This window comes from Legionella anisa, assembly GCF_001467525.1.
GTDB lineage: Bacteria > Pseudomonadota > Gammaproteobacteria > Legionellales > Legionellaceae > Legionella > Legionella anisa.
The window spans coordinates 139,652-157,138 of the sequence record NZ_LNXS01000053.1; the positions used below are offsets into that span (position 1 = coordinate 139,652).

Here is a 17,487-nt window from a genome sequence, read left to right on the forward strand (position 1 = left end):
CTTCTCAGATTGATTTAAATCTTCAATAAAACCATACCAGACTTTTGGATTAAGATTTTTGCTCCTTGCTTTTGCATGCAGTCGCTCAAGCATCGGTTGACTTGCATCAAAGCCCTGAACATCAAATCCTTCTTCAGCCAAAGGCAATAAAAATCGACCCGTACCACACATAGGCTCTAAAATGGTGCCTTTAGCCTCTACAGCATAGCTTCGGTAAAAAGAGTACGCATCTTGTGGCACATTGGGTTTACTTAAATCATATACTTCAGTACACAGGCTCTGATAGGTATCTAGTTTTTTCATGGGTTCCTCTTTAAAATCCAATACCATTAAATATTCATCATAGAAGGTATCATTAATTTTAAGTGCTTTAGGTTCAGTACCATAAATTCGAAACCCTTGCTTTTGATAAAAAGCGCGGGCCACAAAATTGCTCGTAACACAGGTTAAGTGCAATTGAGTAACGCAGGTTTTTGCATGTTGTATCAGGGTCTGAATTAATGCTGTTGCAATACCTTTCCCTCTGTATTCAAGACGAGTATACATACCCCAAAGTACACCACGGTGTTTGGTTTTAAGTGAATTAAGCTTATAGAATCCAGCACAAGACACTAATAAATCATCAACAAAGGCACCTAATACGTATCCTTTACTTAATCCATTTTGAAAATCAGTATCGGACATTAACGCTTCCTCGTCATAAGAAGAGCCAAAGCTTTCTGGTGAGTTGGCCAGAGCCTCTAAACGTATTTCTTTCCATATATTCCAATCCGCATCAAACAATTGTCTAATCTTCACAATATTATCTCCATGACGGTGACAGGATGTCCTTTAAATTCATCCATGCCAATCGTGCGCCAACCAAGACGACTGTAATATTCTGGAATGGTAGGATCAAAAGCAAAAAGATAAAGATTTTTAAACCCTAATGTTTGGGCTTCTTCTTTTACTCGAAGAATAAGCTGTCTTGCAATACCTTGTTTTTGATGGCCTGGCGCTACCACTAACGAGCCTAGCCAGGGAGTTAGTTCAGGACGGATCCCATCATTCACGCGTAAAGAGCACATCCCAACAGGTTTATCTTCATCAAAAGCAACAACAGTGAGCGGTAACTGCTCGATGTTTAAATGATTTCGTAAATTTTCTTCTACACGCGAAGTGGGCACATCAGGAACCCAAATTTTTCCTAATACTTCATGCCAAATCTTAGCAAGCTCTGGAATGCAATCGGAGTGATGTTTTAGATAGGCTATCGTTATCATCTTAATACCTGTAAAAATGAATTATTCCTCTTGGCAAGGCGTGCCTTGATGAAACACCATTTGCCAACGGTTGTGTTTGTATTGCCAGAGCGAAGAACGTAAGGAACTTTTTGAGGCAACAGTAACCTTATAAGTTGCCAACATGACTTCGGGCGACACCTCTAATACTGAAAAGTCATTAACCATATAACTTCGTGACTCTTCTTCTGGAAGAGAATCAAGTAGGTCGTTCTTATTGTAAATTGAACCAGAGGCCCCATACTCGATAAATTTATCAGCAATCAGTAGCTTCAGTTGGGTAATCGATTTTCTCGTTTTCGGATTTAAAAGAGAAGTCTCTAGCTCATAAATCAGTTGGTGTTCTTGTTTCATAGCGATATCCTCATCAAATATCTGGGCTTGTGTTATTCACCATCGAGAAACAGAGCCAGTCCAAAAAAACAAAACGCGGTTTTGAGTAATGCTCTTTACTTAATTTTTGAATTGCTTATTGAGGTAAATAACGCATTAAGTCAACTTTCTTGAGATCGCAATCGATCTAGATGATGAATAATCAATGAATTCACCACTTGTTTATTAAAATCAGGACAAAAACGTGGATAATCACGTTCAAGACCATAAGACCATTTTTCCAAACGTTCATGATCATATTCGATCATGTCTTCAAACAAGTAATCTTCTCCATAAGTTTCTTCACAATGAAGGCCAACTCCTCCATCATAAAGTTCTCCTGAAGGCATGCGCAATGCAATGTGCCAGCACTCTTCATGGGATTTCATCATCACAAAAACAATATGCACTTTATCCTGAAAGCGGTCATTCCAAGCATCAAAAAATAATTTAGCAAACGCGCCACAAGGACCATAATTAATCCTTGGTGTTTCTTCATGAAATCCCAGCAATTGATTTATATCGTTTTTTAAATCATTTAAAACTGTAATTTCTTCTGCATTCACTCATAACTCCCGTAGTATTAAGCTACTTTTTTGATTAAGACACTTTATGTTTAAGCTGAATTTATTGTACCAGATAAATTTCAATTCGTTCTTTACCTTTACCCACATTCGACCTTTTTAACGTAATATAACCCACTTCAGCGGTTGATTTTACATGTGTTCCACCACAAGAAACCTTAGAAAATCCTTCGATTTCCCAATAACGCATTTGACTCTTCTCATCAGAAAATCCAGTGTGAATAAGCATATCTTTTGCAATAATTTGATTGTATTCAAACAAAAGAGAGTCAAAGATATCCGAAATATTGTGCTGATAGCTAAAATCAATTCTAGCCTTATGCTCAGCAATATGAGCACCTATTTTTTCAACGGGCAGCATTCTTTGGACAAGCTCTAAGATTAATTCAGCAGCAAAATGAAGGCGCATCAATTTATAACGACGAACAAAGTCAATTTCCATAAGGACAACATCGCCTTTAGAAAGTCCATGCTCCGCAGGTAATGTATAATAAATCAAGTGATCTTCTATTTCAGAATGAGTGACTATCAGGCCGTTCACGCGGACTGTATCACTTTCCTGACCACCGGAAAACGAAAAACCAATAGTCTCTGCAAAAAGTAGTCGATTCTCATTGACTGACACCACTTTAGTCATTAATTGGCGTTGATAGGGATTATCCCAGAATATTTTTTGCATGACTTACTCTCTAATCTTTACCACCATCCCATTTGTTAGCTGTTTCAATGTTTCAGGAGATAATGAAAACACTGCATTGGGCGTTCCTGCTGCAGCCCAAAGAACTTCATGGCATAACAAATCTTCATCAATAAGAACCGTATCAATAACGTTTTTATGGCCAACGGGAGGAACTCCACCAATCGCAAAACCAGTGATTTCTCGTGTAAAATCTGCATCAGCTTTCCCAATAGGTTCATTGATGAGACTAACAATCAAGCTCTCATTCACACGATTAACACCACTTGCTAATACTAATACTGGCTTGTTGGTTTTTTCTGTGCAAAATAGTAATGACTTCACAATTTGAGCAACACCACATCTTAAAGTATCAGCAGCATCTTTTGCCGTGCGAGTGCTCGAATCAAGTTCTTTGACCTCACACGATATCCCTTTTTGAGATAAAAAATCTTGTATGATTTGCGCGCGTTTACTTAACTTTTTCTCTTTATTCATCGCTTATCACCATCCCATCATCGCCACAAAGAACACTTTCTAGTGAGCTCTGTCACTACGTCCCAATCCCCAAACAAGACAATGCCATAATAAATCAGATCGTTCTCTTTAACCTGTGCCGTTCTTTCAATTTGCTCTTGATAGGACCCAACAGTCATCGTATCGGTAAAATCATTAAAGAGAACATTTTTTGCTAAAGCATTCTGGCGTAATGTTCTAATTTTGTTGGAATTCTCACAAAGAATTATAAAAGGGATTTCTGAAATATACGGGTGAGAGCCTCCGTCTGCATCTCGATAATCGGTTAAACGCAGTTCTTCTGTACCAATCACAGCGCCTAAACCAATACACATATGAGCAAGTGCATTCATTACTTTGCCAGGCTCGATACGTTTGTTAAGCACTGCAACCAGTTTGTTTTTAAAAGGGTGTTCAACCATACAATCCTCCACAATCTACTTCACAATTCGTGCGTTATAACGCATAATAAACCAGTATATACTTGTGCGCTAAAACGCACAAGCTTTTTTTAATAAGGGACATAATGCAAGAAATTTCAAACCGCATTGCAAAAATACTAAAATCATTAAGACAAGATCGAGGTTGGAGCTTAGATAAAACAGCGCTTGAAACGGGCGTTTCTAAAGCGATGCTTGGGCAAATTGAACGCGAAGAGTCAAGCCCAACGATTTCTACCCTATGGAAAATTGCGAGCGGCTTTCAAACCTCCTTTTCATCGTTTATTGAAGACAGTCTGGATGATTCAACCAATCCTATTTATAGAACAGGGCATGCTGAAACTTTGCATCCAGATGATGAAAAAATACGAGTACTTCCTCTGTTTCCTTTTGATGAACAGCTACATTTTGAATTGTTTGTTATTGAGTTATTGCCCGGATGCGAACATCTTTCACCTCCTCATAAACATGGAGTCATTGAGCATGTCATTGTTGTGGATGGAACCATTGAAATTTTGTTAGGTAGGTTCTGGAAATCACTTTCCAAAGGAGAAGGACTGCGTTTTAATGCCAATCAACCGCATGGCTACCGAAATCCAACCAATGAGCTATCGCGCATCCATGATATTATTCATTACCCACCTCAATAGGAGTTCCCTTAATCGGTTATGGCACATAAAACAAAGGGGTTAATGCCATAGTTTTTAAGTCATGAAGCCATTCATCCCCTGGCTTTCCTCCTGGAGCTGTTTCTTCAAACCAGTTGTATTTACACCAGAGGTAGATATCTAAGCTTTTCATTTGCGAAAAATGATTCACTTCTTTTAATTCTTCTGAGCTCAATGGCCGGATTTGCCTATATCCTTCTATAAACCATTCAAACAGTGGTTGCCAGAGAGGCCATGGTTTATTGCATAAGTCCAAAAAAGGTTTGGCAATATCGGCAAGATACCAATGATATACTGGCTCATCAAAATCAATCAGATGAACGCTCTCACCATCATAAAGCACATTTCCAGGACGATGGTCCCCATGGGTTAGGCCAAAATTAGATGAGTCGATTGAAAAAGTTTTGAAGCGTGTCGTAATCGTTTCATATAAATCCTGAATCAAGGACTCTTCTTGACGCGCATAATCCAAAGTCTCACGCCACAAATCTTCCCAAGTTAAAAAGTGATGTTTCTCTGCAACATAACTTTGCGAGGCTTGATGCAATAGCCCTAGAGCCCTTCCCCATGTTAGATAAGCTTTTTTATCTGAATAATCAAAATGCATGATTTGCCCTGGTACCTCCCGGCAAACATGAACAAAAAATTCCAAATCCTCTTGGTGTACCGTTTCGACATCATTTCCTTCTTGGGATACAACCAGTTCACAAATAGGCGTACCACACAAAAATAAATGTTTCTGAAAATCAATGGCACTCAAAAGCTCACGCTCTTTTCGTATTTTTTCATGGGTCATGCGCAGGTAAAAGCCTTGCCCATTAGATTCAAATCGATATACACAGTTAATTTGATTATTGATAAGCTTAAGATGGGTAGGATTTTTTACCCATTTTTGCGCCGCATGACTCGCCGTTTTATCCGTAATTTTTTTTAACGTGGTCTCCCAAATCATGCTTGAATACCCTTGTTGTTTAGATAATCAGCTCTGGATAATCGATAAAGCACATGTCGTCTCAAGGGACTATTGGGCTCCAATTTGGGATGATCAAAATCATCTTTTGTATTGTGTTGTAAACCAATTTTTTCCATAACGCGTCTTGAGGCTAGATTATTCACTGCTGTAAATGAAACTACTTCAGGAAGATTTAAAGAGGTAAAGGCATAATGCAAAACAGCTTTTGCTCCTTCCGTAGCATAACCCTGATTCCAATGCGTTGAAGAAAGTCTCCAACCAATTTCAACAGCGGGGGTAAAGTGCGCTTCAAAAGAGGGAGTCATTAACCCTAAAAATCCTATCATTTCCCCTGTGCTTTTCAGTTCAACAGCATACAAAGAAAATCCCTTCTCTTTATAATGTGCAATAATCCGCTCAATGCCTGCTTTTGTAGCATTCCTGTTCCCTATTCCTGGTAAAAATTGGCATACCTTTTTATCTTGATCAATAAGTGACATAGGATCAAGATCAGCTTCTCTCCATGTACGTAAAATCAGACGGGGAGTTTCAAGAATGTTCATGGGACCCTCTATAAGAAAGCATGTTTATCATGAGTAGGTAATTGGCGTCTTCACTGTATTGCGTGGGAACAAAACCAGCCTTTTGATAGCACGCAATGGCTTGCTCGTTTCCAATGTGTGGATCAACCACAACAGCTTTAAATTTGTAGAGTTGTTTTGCAATAAAACGCCTTATAATTTGTCTACCCAACCCTACTCCGCGACATGATGGCTCTGCAATAAAAAGGTCCATACCAACCAATTGTTCAGGTGTGAACTCGTCAAACAAGGAAGCATGATTTCCTGAAACTCCTTCGGGTAAATGGTCGGAAAGACTGTAGTATTGAATAAAACCAATTGGTTTTTGATTCAAATAAATAATAAAACTCGGGACTGGATCCATGCCTTCAATGCGAGGTGCGTACTTTGCACTAATATCTTCCAAAGAAAACTGTTGATTTCGTGCATACCCTTGTTTCACCGTAGGCTCTGTAAACCATTGGGTCATTAAGTTCAAATCTTTTTGACTCAATGGTTTAAATTCCAGATTCTGATTTTTACTGCCATAAACCAAGGAAGTCCAATCCAAAATACGACGCGCTGACTCCTCTGCTGAAAGGAGGCTCACATCTAGAGTCATTTCATACGGCTCTTTGCTCAAATAAACATCTTCTTCAAACAGTCTTTTTGTAATGAGCGCCTCATCTTGTGTTTTAAAATAGCCTTTTCTATCTGAGTCTTTTAAGCGTTTAACAAGCTCTTCCCCATTACAAATCAATCGGATAGGAACAAACACAGCTTCCCGTTTTTGAGCAACGGTTTGTACTTGATTAAATAAAAAACTCCTGATGCCAAGAATTATTCGCTAAGAGCTCATAGGTAATAACAAAGCTCGGTCATCGTATCAAAAATCACGTCACGAGCCTTGTTAAGCGCAGCCCATCCTTTATCATCAAGAGACCAAAATACTTGGAACTCGTTACCTAGAAGTTTTAGAACTGGATCGATCCAAGCATGGTGATGCGCTAATCGAAACTGAGGAGCCAGTGTTGTAATTGCCTCGCCTATGGTTTTTTTACCAGTACCTGCAATACCCATCAAGAGTATTATCACATTCATCGGCATCATTTATTAAAATCCTGTCACAATACTGTACTCTTCTTTATGTGTAAGCACACGCATCAAGTGCGCCACATCATATGGACTACACAGCTCAATGAATTTCACTTTTGGATATTGGTTCTTTAAGGCATTTAATAAAGGATTAATCCGTTGTTCATAGTTCCACATATAACTTAATAGCGACCATCGTACCGTTTCATTGCAACCATCGGCTCTATCATCAATTTCTGAATCCTTATAAAACAAGCGCTTAAATACCCGCCAATAACATAGCCACTTGGGTAAATTAAAGTACAAGTACATGTCGGCTTCGGAGTGACAAAAAATTCTCATATTCTCGTGGCACCCAATCGGCAATAAAAAAATATTTATCTAAATGGAACAATGGAATATTTAGGCTCTTTTGCAACATAACAGAAAAAGTGGACTTGCCACTTCCTGGTCTACCAATAATCATGATGCGTTGTAAGTTTATCATTTCATTCAGAGTTTAATTTACAGTTTTCTTTTCTTAAGGATGCAAATGATTGTTGTATTCATCCGCTGCACTATCTAAAACTTTAAGTAGTCTGTTCTTCACTTAACTGTTTAAGTACGGTTTTTATCGTAGCATGGGGAAAACCTCGACCACTTAAGAAACGAGCCAATTTTGTATTTATCGCCTCATCTGTATCATTTTTAAATCCACGCATTTTTTTCCGAGCTTCATCTAGGGCGCGAACTTCTTCCAGTTCAATATGTTCTAAGACTTGCTCAATCACTTCTTCTTTAACGCCCTTTTGTTTTAATATTTGTTGAATAAAACGGTTTCCTTTATGGATATAACGGGCACTTAATGATTCAGCCAAACGATTATCATTAATTAAATGTAATTCCCGAAGGCGAGCTATGGTTGCATGAATCTGAGCATCTAACTCGGGCACATGCGAAAAATCCCTCTCCAATTGCCTTATGAGTTCTATTTCACTGCAATAATGATTCGAAAGATATTTTATTGCTGCATCGATGAGTGTATTCATACTAAAGTTCTACTATAAACCACAATTTTATTTTTGCTTTTGCCAAGACAGCCTGATTTATTTAGAATACCATTATAACAGGAAAATATTGAGTCTTTTATGCCAAAAGAAGGAAAGGCCAGAGTCTTAAGTGAAGCGGAGTTTAAGCGACTGCTTATTGTTGCCAAAGATGGGCAATTCGCTATAAGAAATAGCGCCCTTGTGTATTGTTCTTTTGGTCTTGGATTGCGAGTGAAAGAAATCGCCTCTCTCACTATTGCAGATGTAGCCGATTACAACTATCAATTACTTGAAGAGATTTGTTTGAAGCGCTCAATGACCAAAGGTGAAAAGCAACGTTACGCTTATCTTGCCAATGAAAAAATCCGCAAAGCACTCCAAGCACATCTCGATACCCTAAAACATGTTGCACGAGACAAACCCTTATTTCAGACCCAACGTAAAAGTCGCTTTACACCCAATAGTTTGCAAAAATGGTTCAAGTCACTTTATGATAAAGCAGGAATCATTGGGGCAAGCTCCCATTCTGGTCGACGTACTTTCATTACCCGATTAATTGAACAAGGCGCGGATATTAAAGCAGTCTCACGTCTTGCAGGTCATGCTAACATTGTGACTACCGCAATTTATGTTGAAGACAATCCTGATCGCCTAAAACGCATTGCTAATTTGGCTATTTTCTAAATGACGCTCTGGTTTATTACTTTACCCTGGTTACACTATTTGGATTTTACCTACAAAGAAGTCTACCATGAGGCACGCTTTGAGAAAGACAAACGCTATTATGTGCTTCGTCTAGAGAAAGATTTACTGGATGATTGGACAATCACCGCCATTAATGGAAGAATAAAATCTAAGTTGGGACAAAGAAGAACATTAGCTTTTTCAACGTACACAAATGCGTTTGCTCAATTCTTAAGCATGATAAAAATCCGTTATCAGCATAATTATCGACTTAAAACTTTGTATAGTGAAAATATTTTTTCCCTTCACAATATGCTGTTTCTTTTAATATCACAAAAATATACTAATAAAACCAATACCAAAAGGAAGAAAAAACCAAGGTCCGAATTGAGTCAAAATAATTGCTCCACGACTGTTCACAACAACTTATCTCATACAACAGCATTCCAACTTGACTTACTTTTTAATTTCTAAAAGAAAAGTGGTTATTAAATAATCAGATCGATTTAAGCACGCTTTAATAGTGATTAGAAAGAAGATGATCTTTTGCCACACTTTACCATTCGACGTAGTCCAATCGTCTCTTGAAAGTAAAATTTGGAGGTCGTTTTTTTCCGGTATACCAGTAAAATTATAACTACAGGCTCAAGGCAAACAACTTCCAATTTTTCCACATAGTTATCCACTAATTTTGTGAATAAAAAATAGCCCTACCCTTCCACCTTAAGATGGGCCATTAACCAATCTGCTTCCTCTAAAGAGTCAAAACTTATCACCACCCTACCTTTTCCTCCATCATTAAAATGCATGTTAACTTTTGATGAAAGTTTTTTCGACAATTGTGCCATCCAATCTTTCGTTTTTTGTTCAAATTGATGATTTAGAAAAAACTCCTGTTTATCTTCTGGCCTATTTAAGCGCTGAACCAATTTTTCAGTTTCCCTAACAGATAAAGACTTACTAGTAATTATTTTTGCTGTTTCTACTTGTTGTACATTCGACAAACTTAATAAAGCTCTAGCATGTCCCATTTCTAATAATCCCGTTTTTAACATTTCTTTTACTTCATCTGTGAGAGTAAGCAATCTAAGAAGATTAGTAACCGTTGTTCGAGATCTACCTAAAGTTTCAGCAACTTCACCATGCGTCATGTAACACTCTTCTATTAATCGCTGTATAGCTTGCGCTTCTTCCAATGGGTTTAAATCTTCTCTTTGAATATTTTCAATTAAAGATACTGCCATCCCATTTGCTTTATTGTATTTTCTAATGATTGCAGGGATTTTTTCTAATCCAACTATTTTAGCTGCGCGCCAACGCCGTTCACCTGCAATAATTTGATATTCATTCCTATTATGATCTATTTCTTTGACAAGAATAGGCTGTATAATCCCATGCTGCCGAATTGATGAAGCCAATTCTTCTAGTGAAGCATCGCTAAAAAACTTTCTAGCCTGATTTTGATCTGGATAAATTTTTGATAAACACAGATCAATTGCTTCCAAGGACTGGAGCTCATTCTTTAGATTGATTGGTTCAAAGGCCGGAAATTTCATATTAAACCGCCTCCATTTTAATTGGCTTCTCTAAATAATGTTGCTTTAATTTTTCTTGGGCTTCTAGAACAAATTTCTGCATGTTTTTAACATGCTCTTGGTTATCTCCAGCTTTAGTATATCCTGATAGTTTTTCCCAATGATTGAGTTCTGCCTGTAAAGCGAATAATTTCTTTTCCCACTCAGCTTCATCATTAGATGCTTTTTCTTGAGAAACTTCTGGCTTAGGTTCTTCCTTAAATTTATAATCGTGTTTTAAGGCGCTAATAAAATATGGGATAGGATAAAAACCTGTCCGCTCTTTTTTTGCATATTTCTTGGTATAGTTAATCTTCTCTTGAATATACTCTTCTGAGTAGTTATTTATAATATTTTCTAATATTGACTCATTTAATATGCCAAAAGTTGATTTTATTTCTTTATGTATCTGCTCATTTTCACGATCAATACAGCTGACTTCTGATATTATTGTATTTTTTTTGTTCTTAACTAGAACCTCAAATCCAGTAATTTTTCTACCAACTCTTATTGGATCCAAGCTAACAGCAAAATTAGCTCGATCATTAACCTCTTCTAATGAGGGCGAAATGACATTTCTTGTAAGTTCCCGCATACTTGGATATTTATCTTCAGGAACTCCTAAAATTTTTCTAAATGTATCTAATGAAATAATTTTATTTTTTTGTAAGTTAATAAACCGTGTACTATTTTCATAAAGAGCATGACCATATTTCGATTCAAATTCAGATTGCAGATCAACGTCGATTGTACCGTATATAGATGGATTAACTAGTAAATCAAGCATGATTTTATGAAAAGAAAAATTGATGGTATTATCTTGATAGAACGTAGGCGCACCATGTAAAACTCGTAAATTTAAAAACGAGATATCTGTAGGTACCTTATCTTTCAATAAATTCCATTCTATTTTTAATGATGCCAACCCATCAATGGACTCTTTTAGATATTGGGTATTATTACTATTAAACTTGACTGCTTTTAACAGCTTAGAAAAAGGCATATTACATTCGACAGCGACCGAATTTTGATGGTTATTTATGCGACCATCTCCTTTTATTGCTTCATACAAAAGCACATTGACAATTTTCCGTTGCAATACACTCATTAAAGAGTATGCATGAATAATTGTTACATGTTTACGTATTGTTTTTTCAGCGAACATTACCCATTCCGTTTGGCCTTTTTTCTTATTTTTTCCTCATCATTCTACTCAAAATAGCAGCGCGTATTATGGCAGTTTGAGGGCCTCTTATATCAGGATATTCCTTTACAACTTCATTTCTCATATCAGAAAAAAAACATCGTTGCTTAAATGTCATATAAATTTTATCAAATACGAAATTTTCACTATTCCCTTCTGCATTGAGTACCATTTCTTTGTAATCAGGATTTTCCTTTAACATTATGATGGCTTCGTTTACCCAATCAGTTTTCTTTTTTAAATTATATTTTTCAGAATTTAACAGAATTTCTCTGAGTGACTCTTTAATTTCTTTATTAATAGTAAATGTAATAATTTTCTTATCGTCTTCATTATTATTGAGTTTCAGCTTATTCATTTTAATCACACTTCCTGAGCAATTAGAGGAATTATTTTTTTAAAGCACTCCTCAACTGACTTACCATTATTCCATTGGACATTATTGCTTAACATATTCATTTGCTCGACGATGCTCTCGTGTAGAATGTTGCTTGAAACTAAGGCATCAAAGATAATTTTGGCAATATTGGGTTTTACCTTACCTAAACTAACATTTAATTGTTTACGTCCTCTTATTTCTTTTTTTGTAACTAACGAAAATTCAAGTTCTTTTTTTAGCTTTACAATTGCATCAAAGGATAGATTTTCTATGGCTGCCTTTAAGAGAACTTGTTGATGTTCTGCGTTTTCAACTGAAATAATTAATTCAATTAATTTTACATTCTCTATTTTTCCTTCAGCAATCGCCTGCTTTATCTCTGGACTAGCTTGCAAAATCAGAATATATCTTCGAGATTGTGTTATAGACATTCCCGTTAAATCACTTAATACTTTTGATGTTATTTTCTCGCTATCACTTTTTTCTTTATTTTCGTTTAAATACTCTTTAACAATAGCCTCAATACTCGCAACTCTTTCAGCCAGAGATAAGTCTACACGCTCATTATTCTCAATCCACTGTAGAACTCTTAACTTTGAACCAACAGGTCGTTGACTTGCAATTCTTGCTATAATTTCCTTTTTACCGGCAATCGCTGAGGCCAAGGTTCTACGTTCACCAGCGATTAAACGACATTTGTTCCCAAATCTGTATACAAATATGGGGTTAATTAACTGATCATCTAGTATAGTTTTTGCTAATGACTCAAGCGATTTCCAATCATTTTTCTTTTTTGTATATTCAGGATCAGAGGGATCTATTCCATTTATTGCATCATGAAGTGTTAGTGCTAGTTCACGATTGTTTTCCGGATCAAGTTCTATTTTATCTAAGGACAATACTTCTATTGACAGTTCCCCAGCATAATCATTGGCAATTGCCAGTGTTCTTGATATGGCATCCTTTGTCTCTCCAGTTTTAACTGAATTCAGTTTGAATTTACTAACCATAGGAAGCCTCCTTTTCTTCTATTTTGTTGTATACATTATGAAATACCCTGTCATATACATAAGAGCACCATTTCTCACTTTCAATTCTAGCGAGATGTGTTTGTGGTAAGTTAAATACACAATTAGGTTTTGCATCCTCTACTACCAATTCTGAATAAATGGTTCTTTGGGCTATAGGAGGTAATAACCATTCTTCTGATTTTTCTATTGAACGCAAATCATTAAGGAACTTAGTATGTACTGCTGTTTTACGAACTTGGTTAGGTAAAATTCCCGCTATTTTAATAGTATCGTCTTTCACTCTTCTAAGTTGCTCTTGTGAAATTGCTTGGATCATGCCTATGGTTCCATTAATACCATATTGTTCAAGTTCAGTTGGCAATAGTCCATGAGTTGCTGCTCGCAACCCTGCCATTGTTAGTGGGCCAAACTGTGGATTCGTATCAATAATAACAAATTGGTAATCACTGTGGGTTGATAGCATTTCGGTAAATTCTTTAAGACGATTTATAACCTTTTCTTTTACATCAACTTTTAGAACACGTTGTGCATCTTCCAATAATGAAGCAAAAGAAGGAAAACAATGTAAATTGTCAACCCATGTTGGATATGGATAAATAGATTTACCTATGAATATATCTGCAATACTACTAACTCCATCCCAATGAGGATCATCTTCTGGTAAGTTGTTTGGATCCCACTCTGGATGTGCTTTAGGCATGTAACCAGTTGGGTGAGCTGGATCTCTTGTAGTCGGAATTAAGCTAGATGAAGAGTTGCCTTGTGGGTCTAAATCGATAAAGGCCCCTTTCATGTTTTTACATTTAGCTAGATATTGTGCAAGAGTGAGAGCAATAGTTGATTTGCCAATCCCTCCTTTGTTTCCGGCTGTTGTAATTACTTTCATCCATCCCCCTTTGCAATAAGGTGCTTTGTACTATTTTTTTAGACTAACTTTATTGAAACAAATTTGCAAGCGGTAATTTGTACTATTCATCTTAATTCTAAAAAAAGGAAAATATATATCTTTTTTCTTCTATTCATAAGTTCATCAAATAAAAACATCATAACCATATGATTTTAAATGATTTATATAAGAGCTATTGTGTATTTATTTGGGATTGATAGTGTAGGTTTATGAGTTTTTGTGTGTAGTAATATGGGGATTAATGGGACTTAAAATTTCATGTGTGGCTTTATGGGAGGTCATGGTGTAGGTATATGGTAATGGTGTAGCTTTATGGGGTGTTTTTAGCTTTTATCCACATTTTCTAATGTCGGAAACTTCTGACAGATACTGGATTTTTACTCTAGTACCTTTAAAATTTTGATTAGTATCTCGCATTGTGAATTTTTGTAAAATAATTATTCCAGCGTTTTGTGCGCGTTTATACTAACCGCCCAACTATCAAATAGATGTGTTTATCTTGAAGACAGAGTAATATTGCAAAAGTTACATTAAATTATACTTTTTGCATTTTTACGAGTAAGTTATTGACTTATTTTGATAATATCCTAAATTCGAGAATGGATATAAGATAATGTTATTTTCATGTTTTAGATATCATTTTTAATTGTAATAAATTACTTTCTATAAATAGAGCATCTCATTATCTGATGAATGACGGCTCCTTTAGTAAGCTAAATGTCAAAAATAAAAGAACTGTTTTCCCATCTGCGCCAGTGTATATGATTAATTCATATTTAGAATATTGATTGTTAAGCAATATATGTTGGTAATATTAGTCTTCGTATAGAGTTATCTGTTTTATCTATCTTTACCCATGGCGAAGAATATATTGTTTGGCTGAGATTTGTGTTTTTGATTAAGTGGACAAATCTTTTTTATAGCTATGCGCTTATTATCAAGATAAATGGTTGTGTCGTTTGTTATTTTTCAATAACCTATTTAACAATAGTCCTATATCTCTCAGGGCATTATATTAAATCTTTTATTTTGATGGAATAGATGGATTTCTCTACTAAATTTATTCTCCTAATTTAATCAGGCTTTTTAATGTTGAAGCAATGGCTATTACATTAATCCTAGAAAAAGCAGTTCAATCGTAACGTGAGGCTTTAGTGTGCTAAATTTTAAAGGGTTTGTGATGCTCTTAATTGTCTTTGATATTTTTTTGTTTTGGGCCGTTTGAATTTTATTAAATTTAATCCTGGATCTGTTTTAATGGCACTTTAAATTTCACGGGACCACTGTTATGGATTATCGATTTAATAAATTGTCCCCGGGGGATAATATCGTTAACTCATTGATTATAAATAATAAAAATATAATTAATTCTTTAATTAACGGTTGTGGAATGGTGTAGATTTATGAGAAAGAAAATTCTAGAGTAAATTGAAGAAGATTAACAAGAAAGGATTCTAACTTAATCGGAAAAACATAAATCTCAATAACTTAAGTGATTAAATATAAAATTTGGGAGGAAAAAACTTGAAGAATCATTTATTATACAGGGCGACATCCATGTTAATTATTTTTTCTTAACAGCAATACATTATAATTAAAGGTCTGAAATATTGGCAACTTATCATGGGTGATGCAATTGTGGCTGTAACGTAGAGGAATTACTATATGACTATTATTGATGCAAGACCTACCTGTTTTTATCATCCGATAAAAGTCATTTTTTTAGATGATAACAGAGCATTTTTGGATGCGTTAGATTTAGAATTTGGCCAAAAGTTTAATATACTAACACTTACAAGCTCAGATATGGCTTTTCATCTTATTGATAACGATTGTCAAGATATCACCCAATCAATTTTCAAATTAATGAATGATGTGAATTTAGATACTACTAATGATCGAGTTATTGGCTTTGATGTTAGTAACATGTTAAATCAGCTTTATCATAAAGCAAGGTTTGAGAATGCACCATTGTTAGTTGTGGACTATCAAATGCCCGGTATTAACGGAATTGAATTTTGCAAAAAAATTAAAGAGAAAAAAATCTTTAAAATTATGCTAACGGCTGAAGCAGATAAAGATACTGCGATAAAAGCTTTCAATCACGGTTTAATTGATAAATTTATACTCAAGACAAGTGAAAATCTATATCCAGAAATTACATTAGCTGTGGATGACCTAACTCAGCGCTATTTCAGAGAGTTAACAAAAAATATAGTTAATGCGTATGAAAACTCCATTAATAATTTATTTGATAATGAATTATATCAAAAATTATTTGCTAGTGTTCTAATACAAGCACAGGCTGTTGAGTATTATCTAGTTGATAACTCAGGTAGTTTTTTATTTCTTGACAAAGACGCCAAACCTACATGGCTTATCCTTAGACACGTAAAAGAGCTGTCAGATCAATTAGATTTAATGCGGGGATATGAGCTACCCGAACAGACCATGGCCGCTGTTACAAAAAAAGAGAAAATATTATTCTTGTTATCAGAAAAAGAATATAAAAAACCAATAGCTGAGTGGATTAACTATTTATTTGATGCGCAAAAGCTAGATAACAATTACTACTACAGTATTACCAAAGATCATTTAACTGATTCTATAGATTGGGGAAGGGTGGTTTCATATTCCTCATATCTAGCAGAGAGATAATTTGTCACAATTATTCATTAAAAAGAGATAAAAAATAATTTTCAATCTTTGAAGTTTGCTCACGTATAGCGCTCATAGAATATAAAAATTTTTCCATCTGCTTTTGGTTAATATCGACGGTATCCATTGACTGTGAAATTGTATTCATGAAACTCGAAGCAGATTTTGTCATGCTGTTGATGATAACAATTGAGTTTAAAAAATCGTGTTTTAATTTATCTTTATCCGTAGAGTTCATGTTGAATTCCCGTGTGCAAATTGAAAAGGTGGCTCTTTACCAACAATTGTTTTAATCCATGGCACTTGGCGAAATCGATCTCGCGAATGGCCAGTGGCAAGATGAACGTCAATAAACCCCTTATCAAAAAGGAGTTTTGCGCAATCCTCGCCTCTAACATTGTTTCCTAGATCTGAGTCAATATAAATAAGAGTATTCTTACAATAATTATTTATTTCATTTACGAACTCATCAAATGACGAATAGGTTGAAATACTTTGTCCAGCCTCTTCAGCCGCAAAGATCCAAGTCATTCGCATCATTTCATCATCATCAATAAAAACCACCGTATTTATAAGTTCTTTCTCTGGAGTCTCAATAATTTTAATATAAGGTACATAAGATTTTGGTATGATTTTAACGCCAATATTTTCACATCGATTTCGTATAGCAATATCTTCAAAGCAACTGGTAACTAAAATAGCTTTACCATTTAAATTAAGCTCTTCAATCACATCTAAACCATTTTTAATATCAGCGAGCAACTCATAATCCACTAAATATAATATTGGAGTTTTTGGATCAACTTTATACTGAACTAAGTCGATCGCGTTATAAAAATGAAACATTTTAACGTGTGAAATATTTGAAAACCGTTCATT

At 35.4% G+C, this 17,487-nt stretch carries 23 protein-coding genes and 2 pseudogenes; 4 read left to right on the forward strand and 21 right to left on the reverse strand.

The annotated features are described in order from the left end of the window. The 8 genes and pseudogenes from Lani_RS20965 to Lani_RS16420 all read right to left on the reverse strand — a co-directional run. A partial coding sequence (locus Lani_RS20965) for a class I SAM-dependent methyltransferase (RefSeq protein WP_238585197.1) occupies positions 1 to 303 on the reverse strand: 303 nt, incomplete at its 3' end. 90 nt (positions 304 to 393) lie between these two features. Beyond that, positions 394 to 684, reverse strand: a pseudogene (locus Lani_RS20970) (GNAT family N-acetyltransferase); the annotation flags it as partial. A gap of 110 nt (positions 685 to 794) precedes the next feature. Next, positions 795 to 1,262, reverse strand: a complete 468-nt coding sequence (locus Lani_RS16395) for a GNAT family N-acetyltransferase (RefSeq protein ID WP_014845035.1) — start codon at positions 1,260 to 1,262, stop codon at positions 795 to 797. Between the two features lie 21 nt (positions 1,263 to 1,283). Beyond that, entirely contained in the window at positions 1,284 to 1,634 is a 351-nt protein-coding gene (locus Lani_RS16400) for a nuclear transport factor 2 family protein (protein WP_014845034.1), read from the reverse strand. 140 nt (positions 1,635 to 1,774) lie between these two features. Continuing rightward, on the reverse strand, positions 1,775 to 2,218 hold the full coding sequence (locus Lani_RS16405; protein ID WP_014845033.1) for a hypothetical protein: 444 nt from the start codon (positions 2,216 to 2,218) through the stop codon (positions 1,775 to 1,777). A gap of 61 nt (positions 2,219 to 2,279) precedes the next feature. Next, positions 2,280 to 2,915, reverse strand: coding sequence for an alanyl-tRNA editing protein (locus Lani_RS16410; RefSeq protein ID WP_014845032.1), 636 nt, complete (start codon positions 2,913 to 2,915; stop codon positions 2,280 to 2,282). A gap of 3 nt (positions 2,916 to 2,918) precedes the next feature. After that, the gene (locus Lani_RS16415; protein ID WP_014845031.1) at positions 2,919 to 3,410 is read right to left on the reverse strand and encodes a YbaK/EbsC family protein; all 492 of its coding nucleotides are present in this window, start codon (positions 3,408 to 3,410) and stop codon (positions 2,919 to 2,921) included. 17 nt (positions 3,411 to 3,427) lie between these two features. Further along, positions 3,428 to 3,850: a DUF2000 domain-containing protein gene (locus Lani_RS16420; RefSeq protein WP_014845030.1), complete on the reverse strand. Its 423-nt coding sequence runs from the start codon at positions 3,848 to 3,850 to the stop codon at positions 3,428 to 3,430. A 104-nt stretch (positions 3,851 to 3,954) separates the two neighbouring features. Between Lani_RS16420 and Lani_RS16425 the strand changes: the two genes are divergently transcribed. After that, complete coding sequence (locus tag Lani_RS16425) at positions 3,955 to 4,518, forward strand: helix-turn-helix domain-containing protein (protein ID WP_014845029.1); 564 nt, start codon at positions 3,955 to 3,957, stop codon at positions 4,516 to 4,518. Positions 4,519 to 4,534: 16 nt separating this feature from the next. Here the strand turns inward: Lani_RS16425 and Lani_RS16430 are convergent, their stop codons facing one another. From Lani_RS16430 to Lani_RS16455, 6 genes are all read right to left on the reverse strand, one after another. After that, on the reverse strand, positions 4,535 to 5,488 hold the full coding sequence (locus Lani_RS16430) for a phosphotransferase enzyme family protein (protein ID WP_058388715.1): 954 nt from the start codon (positions 5,486 to 5,488) through the stop codon (positions 4,535 to 4,537). Next, entirely contained in the window at positions 5,485 to 6,051 is a 567-nt protein-coding gene (locus Lani_RS16435; RefSeq protein WP_058388716.1) for a GNAT family N-acetyltransferase, read from the reverse strand. The genes Lani_RS16430 and Lani_RS16435 overlap by 4 nt, the downstream gene beginning before the upstream one ends. Then, complete coding sequence (locus Lani_RS20615) at positions 6,038 to 6,826, reverse strand: GNAT family N-acetyltransferase (protein WP_223499657.1); 789 nt, start codon at positions 6,824 to 6,826, stop codon at positions 6,038 to 6,040. The genes Lani_RS16435 and Lani_RS20615 overlap by 14 nt, the downstream gene beginning before the upstream one ends. 77 nt (positions 6,827 to 6,903) lie before the next feature. Further along, entirely contained in the window at positions 6,904 to 7,158 is a 255-nt protein-coding gene (locus tag Lani_RS20975; protein WP_058388717.1) for a hypothetical protein, read from the reverse strand. Between the two features lie 3 nt (positions 7,159 to 7,161). Then, a complete protein-coding gene (locus tag Lani_RS16450) occupies positions 7,162 to 7,485 on the reverse strand; it encodes a P-loop NTPase family protein (protein ID WP_223499658.1) in 324 nt (107 codons plus the stop codon). A gap of 227 nt (positions 7,486 to 7,712) precedes the next feature. Beyond that, on the reverse strand, positions 7,713 to 8,171 hold the full coding sequence (locus Lani_RS16455; RefSeq protein ID WP_058388718.1) for a regulatory protein RecX: 459 nt from the start codon (positions 8,169 to 8,171) through the stop codon (positions 7,713 to 7,715). A gap of 99 nt (positions 8,172 to 8,270) precedes the next feature. Here Lani_RS16455 and Lani_RS16460 point away from each other — a divergent pair, with 99 nt between their 5' ends. Both Lani_RS16460 and Lani_RS16465 read left to right on the forward strand, forming a co-directional pair. After that, complete coding sequence (locus Lani_RS16460; RefSeq protein WP_014845023.1) at positions 8,271 to 8,855, forward strand: tyrosine-type recombinase/integrase; 585 nt, start codon at positions 8,271 to 8,273, stop codon at positions 8,853 to 8,855. Further along, complete coding sequence (locus Lani_RS16465) at positions 8,856 to 9,329, forward strand: hypothetical protein (protein WP_014845022.1); 474 nt, start codon at positions 8,856 to 8,858, stop codon at positions 9,327 to 9,329. Positions 9,330 to 9,565: 236 nt separating this feature from the next. Here the strand turns inward: Lani_RS16465 and Lani_RS16470 are convergent, their stop codons facing one another. From Lani_RS16470 to Lani_RS16490, 5 genes are read right to left on the reverse strand one after another with little or no spacing between them, the layout of a single operon-like run. Then, positions 9,566 to 10,411: a ParB/RepB/Spo0J family partition protein gene (locus Lani_RS16470; protein ID WP_014845021.1), complete on the reverse strand. Its 846-nt coding sequence runs from the start codon at positions 10,409 to 10,411 to the stop codon at positions 9,566 to 9,568. 1 nt (position 10,412) lies between these two features. After that, positions 10,413 to 11,594 (reverse strand): replication initiation protein, encoded by a 1,182-nt coding sequence (locus Lani_RS16475; RefSeq protein WP_014845020.1) that lies wholly within the window; start codon positions 11,592 to 11,594, stop codon positions 10,413 to 10,415. 25 nt (positions 11,595 to 11,619) lie between these two features. Beyond that, the gene (locus Lani_RS16480) at positions 11,620 to 11,991 is read right to left on the reverse strand and encodes a hypothetical protein (RefSeq protein ID WP_010655311.1); all 372 of its coding nucleotides are present in this window, start codon (positions 11,989 to 11,991) and stop codon (positions 11,620 to 11,622) included. Between the two features lie 5 nt (positions 11,992 to 11,996). Beyond that, positions 11,997 to 13,022 (reverse strand): ParB/RepB/Spo0J family partition protein, encoded by a 1,026-nt coding sequence (locus tag Lani_RS16485; RefSeq protein WP_014845018.1) that lies wholly within the window; start codon positions 13,020 to 13,022, stop codon positions 11,997 to 11,999. Continuing rightward, the gene (locus Lani_RS16490; protein WP_010655313.1) at positions 13,015 to 13,929 is read right to left on the reverse strand and encodes a ParA family protein; all 915 of its coding nucleotides are present in this window, start codon (positions 13,927 to 13,929) and stop codon (positions 13,015 to 13,017) included. The genes Lani_RS16485 and Lani_RS16490 overlap by 8 nt, the downstream gene beginning before the upstream one ends. A 1,686-nt stretch (positions 13,930 to 15,615) precedes the next feature. Between Lani_RS16490 and Lani_RS16495 the strand changes: the two genes are divergently transcribed. Further along, positions 15,616 to 16,608 (forward strand): response regulator, encoded by a 993-nt coding sequence (locus Lani_RS16495; protein ID WP_014845164.1) that lies wholly within the window; start codon positions 15,616 to 15,618, stop codon positions 16,606 to 16,608. 10 nt (positions 16,609 to 16,618) lie between these two features. On the opposite strand, the gene Lani_RS16500 is transcribed toward Lani_RS16495, so the two are convergent. Both Lani_RS16500 and Lani_RS20415 read right to left on the reverse strand, forming a co-directional pair. Beyond that, positions 16,619 to 16,846 carry a hypothetical protein gene (locus Lani_RS16500; protein ID WP_019350432.1) on the reverse strand — a complete coding sequence of 76 codons (228 nt, stop codon included), beginning with the start codon at positions 16,844 to 16,846 and terminating at the stop codon, positions 16,619 to 16,621. Further along, positions 16,843 to 17,487 (reverse strand): annotated as a pseudogene (locus Lani_RS20415) (sensor histidine kinase); the annotation flags it as partial. The pseudogene Lani_RS20415 and the gene Lani_RS16500, both read right to left, overlap by 4 nt.

Coding starts and splice junctions, on each gene's coding strand:
- Lani_RS16395 (WP_014845035.1), bottom strand. CDS start 1,262: ATGATAACGATAGCCTATCTAAAACATCACTCCGATTGCATTCCAGAG.
- Lani_RS16400 (WP_014845034.1), bottom strand. CDS start 1,634: ATGAAACAAGAACACCAACTGATTTATGAGCTAGAGACTTCTCTTTTA.
- Lani_RS16410 (WP_014845032.1), bottom strand. CDS start 2,915: ATGCAAAAAATATTCTGGGATAATCCCTATCAACGCCAATTAATGACT.
- Lani_RS16415 (WP_014845031.1), bottom strand. CDS start 3,410: ATGAATAAAGAGAAAAAGTTAAGTAAACGCGCGCAAATCATACAAGAT.
- Lani_RS16420 (WP_014845030.1), bottom strand. CDS start 3,850: ATGGTTGAACACCCTTTTAAAAACAAACTGGTTGCAGTGCTTAACAAA.
- Lani_RS16425 (WP_014845029.1), top strand. CDS start 3,955: ATGCAAGAAATTTCAAACCGCATTGCAAAAATACTAAAATCATTAAGA.
- Lani_RS16430 (WP_058388715.1), bottom strand. CDS start 5,488: ATGATTTGGGAGACCACGTTAAAAAAAATTACGGATAAAACGGCGAGT.
- Lani_RS16435 (WP_058388716.1), bottom strand. CDS start 6,051: ATGAACATTCTTGAAACTCCCCGTCTGATTTTACGTACATGGAGAGAA.
- Lani_RS20975 (WP_058388717.1), bottom strand. CDS start 7,158: ATGATGCCGATGAATGTGATAATACTCTTGATGGGTATTGCAGGTACT.
- Lani_RS16450 (WP_223499658.1), bottom strand. CDS start 7,485: ATGAGAATTTTTTGTCACTCCGAAGCCGACATGTACTTGTACTTTAAT.
- Lani_RS16455 (WP_058388718.1), bottom strand. CDS start 8,171: ATGAATACACTCATCGATGCAGCAATAAAATATCTTTCGAATCATTAT.
- Lani_RS16460 (WP_014845023.1), top strand. CDS start 8,271: ATGCCAAAAGAAGGAAAGGCCAGAGTCTTAAGTGAAGCGGAGTTTAAG.
- Lani_RS16465 (WP_014845022.1), top strand. CDS start 8,856: ATGACGCTCTGGTTTATTACTTTACCCTGGTTACACTATTTGGATTTT.
- Lani_RS16470 (WP_014845021.1), bottom strand. CDS start 10,411: ATGAAATTTCCGGCCTTTGAACCAATCAATCTAAAGAATGAGCTCCAG.
- Lani_RS16475 (WP_014845020.1), bottom strand. CDS start 11,594: ATGTTCGCTGAAAAAACAATACGTAAACATGTAACAATTATTCATGCA.
- Lani_RS16480 (WP_010655311.1), bottom strand. CDS start 11,991: ATGAATAAGCTGAAACTCAATAATAATGAAGACGATAAGAAAATTATT.
- Lani_RS16485 (WP_014845018.1), bottom strand. CDS start 13,022: ATGGTTAGTAAATTCAAACTGAATTCAGTTAAAACTGGAGAGACAAAG.
- Lani_RS16490 (WP_010655313.1), bottom strand. CDS start 13,929: ATGAAAGTAATTACAACAGCCGGAAACAAAGGAGGGATTGGCAAATCA.
- Lani_RS16495 (WP_014845164.1), top strand. CDS start 15,616: ATGACTATTATTGATGCAAGACCTACCTGTTTTTATCATCCGATAAAA.
- Lani_RS16500 (WP_019350432.1), bottom strand. CDS start 16,846: ATGAACTCTACGGATAAAGATAAATTAAAACACGATTTTTTAAACTCA.